Consider the following 10,577-nt stretch of genomic DNA (forward strand, 5'->3'; position numbering starts at 1 on the left):
GCCGGTTGGCCCCGGGGCGGGGGGGCCGGGGGCCGGGGCCTCGGGGGCGGGGCCGACGAGCAGCGCGAAGTCCTGTTCCTGGTCTGCGTCGAGGACCTGTCCTACAGGGAGGCCGCCGATGTCCTCGGGATCCCGATCGGAACGGTGATGAGCCGGCTGGCGCGGGCCAGGAAAAATCTCGCCGAAGCGGCCGGAATGAATCCCGGGCCGTCACGTTCAGAGATCACGAAGGCGGGGGCAGATGATCGCACGCGAGTTTGACGACCGGACACTGATGGCATTCGCCGATGGCGAGCTCGACGACGAGACCGCCGCCGCCGTCGAGAAGGCCATGGAGACGGACGACGATCTCGCCGGCCGGGTCGCCCTGTTCCTCGACACCAGGGCCCGGGCCAAGGAATCGCTGCAGCCGCTGCTCGACGAACCGGTCCCCGAAGCGCTCGGCCAGTCGGTGCGGCGGATGGTCGACGAGGCGAAGCAGCGGGGCGTCTCCCGGGATGAAGGCGCGGCGCATGTCGCCGCGCCCGGGGCGGCCGGTGGCCGGGCGCTGCCGCTCCGTCAACGGCGCTGGATCGTGCCGCTCGCCGCATCGGTGGCGGCGATCGCGTTCGGCGTCGGCGGCTATCTCGCGGGCGTCGGCACCGGGGACGCGCCACAGGGGCTCTCGGTCGCAGGGTTGGGCAGCCCCGCGCTGTCGGAAGCGCTCGGTCGCGTGGCCTCCGGCGAGGACTCCGTCCTGGCCGGCTCCGGCGACCGGATTCGCGCCGTCGCCTCGTTCCGGGACGCGAACGGCGTGCTGTGCCGCGAATTCGAGGTGGACACCGCGGCCGGCTCCTCCGTGGTCTCGGTGGCCTGCCGCGCGGACGGCGCCTGGTCGGTGCGCTTTGCCGTGGTCGCCCCCGTGCGCGACGGCGGATACGCGCCGGCATCGTCGATGGAAGCGCTCGACGCCTATCTCGCCTCGGCGGGCGCGCATGAGCCGCTCTCGCGGGAGGACGAGGCCGAAGCGCTGGGCAAAGGACGCTGACGGCGGCCGATCGCGTGCGACGGAATAAGGCCTCCTCCTTCCCGTTATCGGGGGAGTCAATCCGGAGGTCTCCGATGCTGTCTCTCATCCGCCGGCCTGGGCCGGTCATGTCCTTCACCTGCCAGCCCCAGGACCACGGGGTGATCGCCGAGCCGAGGCCGGCGAAAACCGTCCTTCCCGACTGGTTCCGCAAGCTGCCGCCGGTCGACAAGGACCATCTCACCGTCACCAACAACGGGCTGACGGTTAAGCGCTGCATGCCGTTCTTCGACGCCATGGCGACGGGATGGATCCTGCCGCTGGCGGCGACGGTGCGCCTCGACATCAGGGAGGGCGGCCGCGCCGTCGAGGCGGGGTGGGAGTTCGACCGGGTGATGGTCAGCAATCACGGCGCCCATCAGGTCGCCGGCAATCCGAGGGAGCCCCGCCCGCCGAGCAAGTTCCACAACTACTGGTCGGTCCGGACGCCGCCGGGCTGGAGCTGCCTGTTCCTGCCACCGCTCAACCGGCCGCCGCAGCCCTTCGAATGCGTCGCCGGCATCGTCGACACCGACACCTACGCGGCGCACATCCATTTCCCGTTCTTCGCCACGGCGCCCGACGGCCTCTACGTGATCGAGAAGGGGACGCCGCTGGTCCAGGTCATCCCGTTCCGCCGCGATGGGGCGGCGATCAGGGCGGAGGTCCGGGCGGAGACGATCGACCAGACGCGGGAGCGCGAAACGGTCCACCGGAACACCATCGCCGGCGAAGGCTGGTACCGCCGCTGGGCACGCGCCGCCCGATAAGCGGCCTGTCGGTTTCACATATCCGGGCGTACGTCCATTGCCTCTCCCGCTTGCGAGGCCTTTTCCGAATCCCCTACACCGTCATTGCGACCCCGGCCTTGAGCCGGGGGAAGCAATCCAGGGGCCTCACGCACCGGCCCCTGGATTGCTTCGTCGGCTTCGCCTCCTCACAATGACGGCAAGGGATGGGCGATCTGAAAAGGCCTCGCAAGCGGGAGAGGCCACGCGTTCCCATGCCAAGCATTGCTCTTGATCATCGATGTGGGAATGCCCCTAGCCAATGCTGCGGGGGCCCTGAGGGCCCCCGCTTTCTTGTGAGACGATCGGCTGACCGGGACGGTCAGCGCCACGCCCGCCAGCGGTCGCCGCCGCTGGAATTGGAAGAGCTGTTCGAGCTCGAATTGGACGAGCTGTTCGAGGACGAGTTGGAGCTCGAATTCGACGAGCTGTTCGAGGACGAGTTCGAGCTCGAATTGCTCGAGGAGTTGGAGCTCGAGTTCGACGAACTGTTGCCGGCGACGATGATCGTGCCGTCGCTCCGGCTCGTCATGACGGGCGACACATGCTCGAGATCCATGGGTTGATGCTCCCGCGCCTGCGCCGTGGTGCCAGCAAGCGCCGCCACGCCGGCGATCAAGGCCGACATCAGCTTCCCGTATCGGGTCATGATATTCGCTCCTTTCCAGTTCGGACCGAGGCTCGGTCCGCAGGGGGAACGGGCGACCGCGCCGAATATTCCGAAGACCGTCGGGTCGGGGAGCGATCCGCGAAGCGGAACAAGATCTCATGCGACCCGTTCAAACGGGGATCGATCCGTGGGGTCCGGTTCCCATCAGGAGACGTGCCGCCGTGGCTTCTGTTCTTCGCCGTGCCGCCCTGGGCGTCCTGTTTCTCCTGGGCGGCAGCATCACCCCCGATCTCGGGCCGCTCTTCGGCGACGGGATCCGTCTTGCATCGACCGTGCTCGCCGATGATGACGATGGTGGCGGTGATGACGACGGCGGTGGCGGCGGCGGTGGCGGAGGACGCTCGAGCGGCGGCCGCGGCGGCGGGAATGGCGGCGACCGTTCCGACGACGATGACGGCGTTCCGATCTTCCGCGACCTCTTCGATCGCAACGCCCCGCCGCCGGCCCGACCCCAGACGCGGCGCGCGGCCCCGCGGCCGCCGGCACCGGCCTATGCGCCTGCCGAGCTGGTCGCCGTCGGCAGCGCGGCGGATCTGGCTGCGGCCGAGGGTCTCGGCTTCATCATCATCGCCGATGAGCAGATCGATCTGCTCGGCAACCGGCTGGCGCGGCTTCGCGTTCCGGCCGGCCTGACGCTCGCCGAGGCGCGGCAGCGCCTGATCGAGACGAGGCCCGGGGTCACCGCCGATCTCAATCACTACTACCGCCCGCAGGGCGAGCCCGGATGCGCGGATCGACCCTGCCTGGCGCGATCGCTGATCGGCTGGCCGCGGGACGGCGTGCTCACGCCCTCGACCCCGCGCATCGGCCTGGTCGATACCGGCATCAACCTCGCGCATGAGGCGCTGAAGGACCAGAAGATCGATCTCACCGACCTCTCCGACGGTCCCCGCGATCCCTCGTCCAAGGTCCATGGCACGGCCATCGCGGCGCTCCTCGTCGGAGCGAGCGGGAGCCGGGCACCGGGGCTGCTGCCCGGAGCGGAGCTGGTGGCCGTCGACGCCTTCCATCAGGAGCGCGGCGACGACCGCAGCGACGTCTATGATCTCGTCCGGGCCCTGAACATCGTGGCCGCGAAGGATGTCGACGTCATCAATCTGAGCCTGACCGGTCCGGACAACGCCGTCCTCAGGCAGGCCGTTGCGGCGATCGCCGACAGGGACGTCATGATGGTCGCCGCCGCCGGCAACGACGGGCCCAGCTCCGGTCCGCTCTATCCGGCCGCCTATCCGAACGTGACCGTCGCGACCGCGGTCGATCACCGGTATCGCCCCTACCGGCGAGCCGGCCGCGGCGGGCATATCGATTTCGCCGCCCCGGGTGTCGATGTGTGGACGGCAGCGTCGCTCAGCGGCGCGCGGCTGAGGACCGGAACCTCCTTCGCGGCGCCCTTCGTCACCGCCGCCATCGCCTATATCCGGGCGGGGTCGCCCGAGTTGAAGCGCGCCGACGTCAAGCAGGCTCTGGCCGCCGCGGTGGAGGATCTGGGCGAGCCCGGCCGCGACCCGGTCTTCGGCTGGGGCCTGGTCCGGCTCGACCGCCTCGATCCGGCGGCGGGCTCTCCGCCGGCTCTGGGATCCCCGATCGAAGGCGGCCGCATCCGCCCCACCCCGATCGGCATCCCCCTGAACTGATCAGCCCGCCTGCGCCTTCAACCCGGCGATCAGGCGGTCGACCGCCTGCGGCTGCAGCCTCGTGTCGACCACCAGCCGGGCCGCGCCCAGCAGCCCGGCCAGCTCGCCGGCGCGGGCGGCGACGATGGTCAGGTCGCGCGTCGCCAGCGGCAGGCAGCGCTGGTAGACGAACTCGCGGACCCCGGCCAGCAGGTGCTCTCCCGCCTCGGACAGGGTGCCGCCGACCACGATGACGCTGGGATTCAGCACGCTGACCACGTCGGCCGCGACCTCGCCCAGCACTCGGCCGGCCTGGCGCACCAAGCTGATCGCCTCCGGCCGGTTGCGCCCGACCAGCGCCATCACGTCGCGCGCGTCCCGCGCCTCGAAGCCCTGGGCCCGCAGGTCGCGGGCGATCGCCCAGCCTGCCGCATAGGCCTCGACGCAGCCCAGCTTGCCGCAGCGGCACAGCGGCGCCTCGGCGTCGCGCAGCTGGATGTGGCCGATGTCGCCGGCGGCCCCCCGGGCGCCGCGATGCATCCGGCCCTCGGTGATGATGCCGCTGCCGATGCCGGTGCCGGCCTTGATGAACACCAGCTGCCGCTCCTCCGGCCAGAACTGCCTGTGCTCGGTCAGGGTGCGCAGCCGGACGTCGTTCTCGGCCAGGACCGGTGCGGCATAGTTGGACGCGAACCAGCCGGGGATGTCGAAATCGTCCCAGCCGGTCATCACCGACGGCCCCATCACCCGCCCGGCGGCATGGTCGACCGGGGCCGGCAGGCACAGGCCGATGCCCAGCACGTCGGAGGCCGGCCGGCCGATCTCGGCCAGCAATTCGCGGAACTGCCGCCCGATCCAGGTCAGGATCGGCACCGGCCCCGTGCCGACATCGAGGTCCCCGAGCCGCTCGGCCAGCACCGTCGGCCCGAGATCGGTCGCCGCGACCCGGATCCGGCTTTCGCCGATATCGGCCGCCAGCACCACGCCGAAGCCCTCGTTCAGCTTGAGAACGCGGGCGGGGCGGCCGCCGCTTGCCTGCGTCTCCTCCGCCTCCTGCAGCAGCCCGGCCTCGAACAGCACGCCGAGGCGCTGGGCGATGGTGGCGCGGGAGAGATCGGAGATGCGCGCCAGATCGGCCCGCGACCGCGCCTGGCCGGACAGGATCAGCGACAGCACATGGCCGGCGCCGGCGGTGCCCAGGGTGTGGATCTCGGGATCTGACACGATCATCGCCTAGTAATGCTCCTTTCCAGGCAAAAGATCCAGATCATCGGATTGACTCCGATCAAAAGTCCGATCTATCGTGACCGTCGCCGGTCAATCGTCCGGCCAATGCGCAGGGCCGGTGCCGCAGAAGCGCCTGCCCGCAAACAGGAGGAAACCGCGATGATCCGATCGCAGAGGTCTGCGCTTGCTCCGAATCCCCGCCGCCTCGCCGGCCTGCTCGCCGCCGGCGTGGTCGGGCTCGCCCTGGCCGCCGGCAGCACGGCGGCGATGGCGCAGGAGGCCATCGTCGGCCTGGTCACCAAGACCGAGGTCAACCCGTTCTTCGTCAAGATGCGCCAGGCCGCCGAGGCGGAGGCCAAGGCCAAGGGCCTGAAGCTGATCGCCCGCGCCGGCAAGTTCGACGGCGACAACGAAGGCCAAGTGGCGGCGATCGAGGACCTGATCAGCGCCGGCGCCAAGGGCATTCTGATCACCCCGAACAACTCGACCGGCGTGCTCGGCGCGGTCAAGAAGGCGCGCGACGCCGGCATCCTGGTGATCGCGCTGGACACCGCGACCGACCCGGCGGATGCGGTCGACGCCACCTTCGCCACCGACAATTTCGAGGCCGGGGTGCAGCAGGGCCAGTACGCCCGCAAGGCGCTGGGCGACAAGGCGCCGAAGCTGGCGATGCTGGACGGCACGCCGGGCGGCACGGTCGACACCTTCCGCCATGACGGCTTCCTCAAGGGCTTCGGCATCGCCGAGGGCGACGCCGCCATCGTCGGCAAGCAGAACACCAACGGCGCCCAGGACAAGGGCCAGACGGCGATGGAGAACCTGCTCTCCGCCCATCCCGACATCAACGTCGTCTACACCATCAACGAACCCGCGGCGCAGGGCGCCTATGCCGCCATCCGCGCCGCCGGCAAGGAGAGCGACATCGTCGTCACCTCGATCGACGGCGGCTGCCTGGGCGTCAAATACGTCAAGGATGGGCGCGTCGCGGCGACGGTGATGCAGTTCCCCTACAAGATGGCGCAGATGGGCGTCGACGCCGTGGCGGAATACGCCAAGAGCGGCAAGAAGCCGAGCGGCTTCGTCAACACCGGCTCCTTCCTGATCACCGGCAAGCCGCTGCCGGGTCTGGACTCGAAGGACCTCGACTTCGGAGAGAAGAACTGCTGGGGCTGACCGCCAGCGCGAGCCGGGCGGGCTCTCCGGGGCCCGCCCAACCCCTGGCCCTCCCGAACGAGAGAGCGATGGCCCCATTCTCGTCCTGGATCGGCCGGGCGGCGCGGGTTCTGACCACCCCGCCGCTCGGCCCGCTGATCGTGCTGATGGCCTTCGCCGCCGTGTTCACGGCGATGAGCGACCGCTTTCTGACCCCGAGCAACCTGTCGCTGATCGTGCAGCAATCGGTGATCATCGGCACGCTGGCGATCGGCCAGACGCTGGTGATCCTGACCGCCGGCATCGACCTGGCCAATGGCGCCATCGCCGTATTGGGCACCATCGTCGCCGGCAAGCTGGTGGACGAAGGCTACGCCGCCCTGCCCTCGCTGCTGCTGGCGATCGGGCTGTGCAGCCTGGTCGGGCTGGTCACCGGCACGCTGGTCAGCCGGCTGAAGCTGCCGCCCTTCATCGTCACGCTCGGGCTGCTCGGCATCGTCACCGCCGCCACCCGGCTGTTCTCCGGCGGCGGCGCCTTCCCGGTGCTGGACGACCTGCTGGGCTGGACCGGCAACACGCTGCGCCTGGGCGGCGCCGTGGTCACCTACGGCATGATCATCATGCTCGGGCTGTACGGGCTGGTCTGGTACATGCTGAACCAGACCGCCTGGGGCAAGCACATCTACGCCATCGGCAACAGCCCGGAGGCGGCGCGGCTGGTCGGTATACCGGTGCAGCGGCGCCTGCTGTCGGTCTACCTGTTCGCCGCCTTTCTCTACGGCATCGGCGCCTGGCTGGCGCTGGGGCGGATCCCGAACGCCGACCCGAACGCCATGCAGAACGCCAATCTCGACAGCATCACCGCGGTGGTGATCGGCGGCACCAGCCTGTTCGGCGGCCGCGGCAGCCTGATCGGCACGCTGATCGGCGTGCTGATCGTCGGCGTGCTGCGCAACGGCCTGACCCTGATCGGCATCGACCCGCTGTGGCAGGACCTGGTCACCGGCGTCCTGGTCATCACCGCGGTCGCGCTGGACCAGCTGTCGCGATGGAGGCGGGTATGAGCGCAGCGATCCTGGAGGCCCGCGGTGTGGTCAAGCGCTACGGCCATGTCACCGCGCTGGGCGGCGTCGATTTCGAGCTGCGCGACGGCGAGGTGCTGGCCGTGATCGGCGACAACGGCGCCGGCAAGTCGACCCTGATCAAGGTGCTGTCCGGCGCCGTCACCCCCGACGAGGGCGAGGTGCTGCTGGACGGCCAGCCGGTGCGGTTCCACGGGCCGCTCGACGCCCGGCGCCGCGGCATCGAGACGGTGTACCAGGACCTGGCGGTGGCGCCGGCGCTGGACATCGCCGCCAACCTGTATCTGGGGCGCGAGCTGCGCCGGCCCGGCCCGCTCGGCCGCTGGCTGCGGCTGCTCGACAAGCCGCGGATGCGCAGCGAGGCGCAGCGCCACATGGACGAGCTGCGCTTCCGCCTGCCCTCGATCACCCATGCGGTCGAGAGCCTGTCCGGCGGCCAGCGCCAGGGCGTCGCCGTGGCCCGCGCCGCGGTCTTCGCCCGCAAGCTGGTGATCATGGACGAGCCGACGGCGGCGCTGGGCGTGCGCGAGACCGGCCAGGTGCTGGATTTGATCCGCACCATCCGCGACCGCGGCCTGCCGGTGGTCCTGATCAGCCACAACATGCCGAATGTGTTCGAGGTCGCCGACCGCATCCATGTCATGCGCCTGGGCCGCCGCGTCGCCGTGACCTCGCCGCAGCGCCACAGCATGGCTGAGGTGGTGGCGATCATGACCGGGGCGATGCCGGGTGACCAACCCGCGCCCCAAGGCGAGACTGCCGCATGACTTCTATTCCCTTCCCAAACGACCGAAAGACGAGAGACCGAGCATGACCCGCCTGGACGAGAAGCTGGCCCGCATCCGCGCCGGACAGTACAAGCGCAGCGACTTCATCATCGCCGACGCCAAGGATGGCGACATGGGGCCGAGCCTGACCTCGACCGGCCCGAAGCGCGCGCCAGACGGCAGTTGGACCCGCTACCGCACCCGCGACGAGTTCCTCGACACCATCCGCCAGGTGGTGGAGCAGGACATCGTCGACATCATGCTGGTCTCGGCCTCGAACCTGGAGCGGCTGGTCGAGAGCGGCACCTTCCGCAACAGCCGGGTCAAGCCGGCGATCCGCGCCAACGACACCACAGATGTCTGGGTGGTGCGCGGCTGCTCCTACCCCCAGCAGCCGTCGCGCCCGTTCCGGTCGGCCCTGCTGCCCCGGGTGATGCATGGCGGCACCGCGCCGGACCCGAAGGCTCCCATCACCGGCACCGATCTCGGCCTCTACTCCGTCACCTTCAACAACGACCTCGACGCCGACATCCGGTCGCTGGAGGCCTTCGCCGAGTTCCGCGCCGACTGCGCCGCCAACGGCTTCAAGTACTTCTTCGAGGTGTTCAACCCGAATGTTTCGAGCGGCATCGACCCGGCGCTGCAGCCGCACTACCTGAACGACTGCATCCTGCGCTGCCTGGCCGGGGTGATGAAGGCCGACCGGCCGCAGTTCCTGAAGATCCCCTTCAACGGCCCGAAGGCGCTGGAGGAGCTGGCCAGCTTCGACTCCAGCCTGATCGTCGGCGTGCTCGGCGGCGGCGCCGGCACCACCCGCGACTGCTTCGAGCTGCTGCACCAGGCCGAGAAATACGGCGCCCGCGTCGCCCTGTTCGGCCGCAAGATCAACCTGGCGGAATCGCCGCTGGCGATGGTCAGCTTCATGCGCCAGGTGGCCGACGGCACGATCGCGCCGGAGGAGGCCGTGCGCGCCTATCATGGCGAGCTGCAGAAGCAGGGCATCACCCCGCTGCGGCCGTTGGCCGACGATTTGCAGACCACCGAAGCCGTGCTGAAGCAGGGTTGAGATGGAGCGATCCGGCATCATCTGCGGCGGCACCATCTGCATCGACGTCAACAAGGTCATCGACCGCTTCCCGCCGCAGGAGCACGTCGCCAAGATCGTGGAGGAGATGCCGGATTCCGGCGGCCCGGGCTTCAACATGGCGATCGACCTCGCCCGCCTGGGCGCCCCCTTCCCGATCGAGGTGGTGGGCGTGGTCGGCGACGACGCCTATGGCCGGCTGGCGCTGGACGTCTGCCGCGACCACGGCGTCGGCGCGGGCCGGATCGCGGTGCTGCCGGGCGGGCGCACCGCCTATACCGACGTGATGATCGTGGCCGAGGGCGGGCGGCGGACCTTCTTCTACCAGGAAGGTGTCAACGCCCTGCTCTCGCCCGGGCATTTCGACCTGGCGGGGTCGACCGCGAAGATCTTCCATGTCGGGTCGCCCGGGGTGCACGCCCGGATGGACGCGCCCCAGGGCAACGGCAACGGCTTCACCGAGGTGCTGGCCCGCGCCCGCGCCTCGGGCCACCGCACCAATCTGGAGCTGGTCGGGGTGGCCGGCGACCGGCTGCGCGACCTGACGGTGCCCTGCCTGCCGCTGCTCGACAGCATCATCATCAACGAGCTGGAGGCGACGGCGCTGACGGGCGTCGAGACCCACCGCGACGGCCGGCCCGACTGGGCGCTGGTCGAGGCGGCGGCGGCGGCGCTGATCCGCATGGGCGTGTCCACCCTGGCGGTGGTGCATTTCCCGGAGGGCGTGGTCGCCGCCGACCGCGACGGCCGGCTGTGGCGCCAGGGCGCGGCCTGGGTGCCGCCGGATTCGGTCAAGAGCACCAACGGCGCCGGCGACGCCCTGGCCTCCGGCGTCATGCTCGGGCTGCACGAGGGCTGGCCGGTGGAGAAAGGGCTGCGGCTGGGCGTCTGCGTCGCGGCGCTCAGCCTCGGCTCCTACAGCACGTCACGCGCCATCCCCTCGGCGGCGGAGTGCTTCGCCTATGGCGACAAGGCGGGGTTCAAGCCGACGAGCTGACCGGCCGCACCGAGCCACCCCCTCACCCTCCCGTCGCTGCGCGCCGGGCCCCTCCCTCTCCCCTGGGGAGAGGGAATTTGAGCCAGCGCCACCTTCACCTCTCCCCCGGGGAGAGGTCGAAATCGCGGAGCGGTTTAGGGTGGGGGGGTGGG

11 protein-coding genes are annotated in these 10,577 nt (G+C 70.3%); 10 read left to right on the plus strand and 1 reads right to left on the minus strand.

The window, feature by feature from the left end; all coding sequences use genetic code 11:
- The 5 genes from AAHM41_RS36090 to AAHM41_RS36110 form a co-directional block, all read left to right on the plus strand.
- The coding region (locus AAHM41_RS36090) for a sigma factor-like helix-turn-helix DNA-binding protein (RefSeq protein ID WP_342241467.1) at positions 1-261 on the plus strand (261 nt) is incomplete at its 5' end.
- On the plus strand, positions 242-1,027 hold the full coding sequence (locus AAHM41_RS36095) for an anti-sigma factor family protein (RefSeq protein ID WP_342241468.1): 786 nt from the start codon (positions 242-244) through the stop codon (positions 1,025-1,027). The genes AAHM41_RS36090 and AAHM41_RS36095, both read left to right, overlap by 20 nt.
- Positions 1,028-1,101: 74 nt before the next feature.
- Positions 1,102-1,815, plus strand: coding sequence for a DUF6065 family protein (locus AAHM41_RS36100; RefSeq protein ID WP_342241469.1), 714 nt, complete (start codon positions 1,102-1,104; stop codon positions 1,813-1,815).
- 314 nt (positions 1,816-2,129) lie between these two features.
- Positions 2,130-2,399 (plus strand): hypothetical protein, encoded by a 270-nt coding sequence (locus AAHM41_RS36105; protein ID WP_342241470.1) that lies wholly within the window; start codon positions 2,130-2,132, stop codon positions 2,397-2,399.
- Positions 2,400-2,664: 265 nt separating this feature from the next.
- Positions 2,665-4,137, plus strand: coding sequence for a S8 family serine peptidase (locus tag AAHM41_RS36110; protein WP_342241471.1), 1,473 nt, complete (start codon positions 2,665-2,667; stop codon positions 4,135-4,137).
- On the opposite strand, the gene AAHM41_RS36115 is transcribed toward AAHM41_RS36110, so the two are convergent.
- Positions 4,138-5,346 carry an ROK family transcriptional regulator gene (locus AAHM41_RS36115; RefSeq protein ID WP_342241472.1) on the minus strand — a complete coding sequence of 403 codons (1,209 nt, stop codon included), beginning with the start codon at positions 5,344-5,346 and terminating at the stop codon, positions 4,138-4,140.
- Between the two features lie 156 nt (positions 5,347-5,502).
- Here AAHM41_RS36115 and AAHM41_RS36120 point away from each other — a divergent pair, with 156 nt between their 5' ends.
- From AAHM41_RS36120 to AAHM41_RS36140, 5 genes are all read left to right on the plus strand, one after another.
- A complete protein-coding gene (locus AAHM41_RS36120) occupies positions 5,503-6,516 on the plus strand; it encodes a substrate-binding domain-containing protein (protein WP_342241473.1) in 1,014 nt (337 codons plus the stop codon).
- A 68-nt stretch (positions 6,517-6,584) separates the two neighbouring features.
- Positions 6,585-7,559: an ABC transporter permease gene (locus AAHM41_RS36125; protein WP_342241474.1), complete on the plus strand. Its 975-nt coding sequence runs from the start codon at positions 6,585-6,587 to the stop codon at positions 7,557-7,559.
- Positions 7,556-8,344, plus strand: coding sequence for an ATP-binding cassette domain-containing protein (locus AAHM41_RS36130; protein WP_342241475.1), 789 nt, complete (start codon positions 7,556-7,558; stop codon positions 8,342-8,344). Before AAHM41_RS36125 ends, AAHM41_RS36130 begins: the two co-directional genes overlap by 4 nt.
- A 43-nt stretch (positions 8,345-8,387) precedes the next feature.
- The gene (locus AAHM41_RS36135) at positions 8,388-9,410 is read left to right on the plus strand and encodes a hypothetical protein (RefSeq protein ID WP_342241476.1); all 1,023 of its coding nucleotides are present in this window, start codon (positions 8,388-8,390) and stop codon (positions 9,408-9,410) included.
- Position 9,411: 1 nt separating this feature from the next.
- Complete coding sequence (locus tag AAHM41_RS36140) at positions 9,412-10,425, plus strand: carbohydrate kinase family protein (protein WP_342241477.1); 1,014 nt, start codon at positions 9,412-9,414, stop codon at positions 10,423-10,425.
- Positions 10,426-10,577: the final 152 nt, after the last annotated feature.

The organism is Inquilinus sp. OTU3971, assembly GCF_038440215.1.

Bases quoted from the DNA above. Each gene is read 5' to 3' on its own strand.
- AAHM41_RS36130 (WP_342241475.1), top strand. From the start codon at position 7,556: ATGAGCGCAGCGATCCTGGAGGCCCGCGGTGTGGTCAAGCGCTACGGC.
- AAHM41_RS36095 (WP_342241468.1), top strand. From the start codon at position 242: ATGATCGCACGCGAGTTTGACGACCGGACACTGATGGCATTCGCCGAT.
- AAHM41_RS36100 (WP_342241469.1), top strand. From the start codon at position 1,102: ATGCTGTCTCTCATCCGCCGGCCTGGGCCGGTCATGTCCTTCACCTGC.
- AAHM41_RS36125 (WP_342241474.1), top strand. From the start codon at position 6,585: ATGGCCCCATTCTCGTCCTGGATCGGCCGGGCGGCGCGGGTTCTGACC.
- AAHM41_RS36140 (WP_342241477.1), top strand. From the start codon at position 9,412: ATGGAGCGATCCGGCATCATCTGCGGCGGCACCATCTGCATCGACGTC.
- AAHM41_RS36135 (WP_342241476.1), top strand. From the start codon at position 8,388: ATGACCCGCCTGGACGAGAAGCTGGCCCGCATCCGCGCCGGACAGTAC.
- AAHM41_RS36115 (WP_342241472.1), bottom strand. From the start codon at position 5,346: ATGATCGTGTCAGATCCCGAGATCCACACCCTGGGCACCGCCGGCGCC.
- AAHM41_RS36120 (WP_342241473.1), top strand. From the start codon at position 5,503: ATGATCCGATCGCAGAGGTCTGCGCTTGCTCCGAATCCCCGCCGCCTC.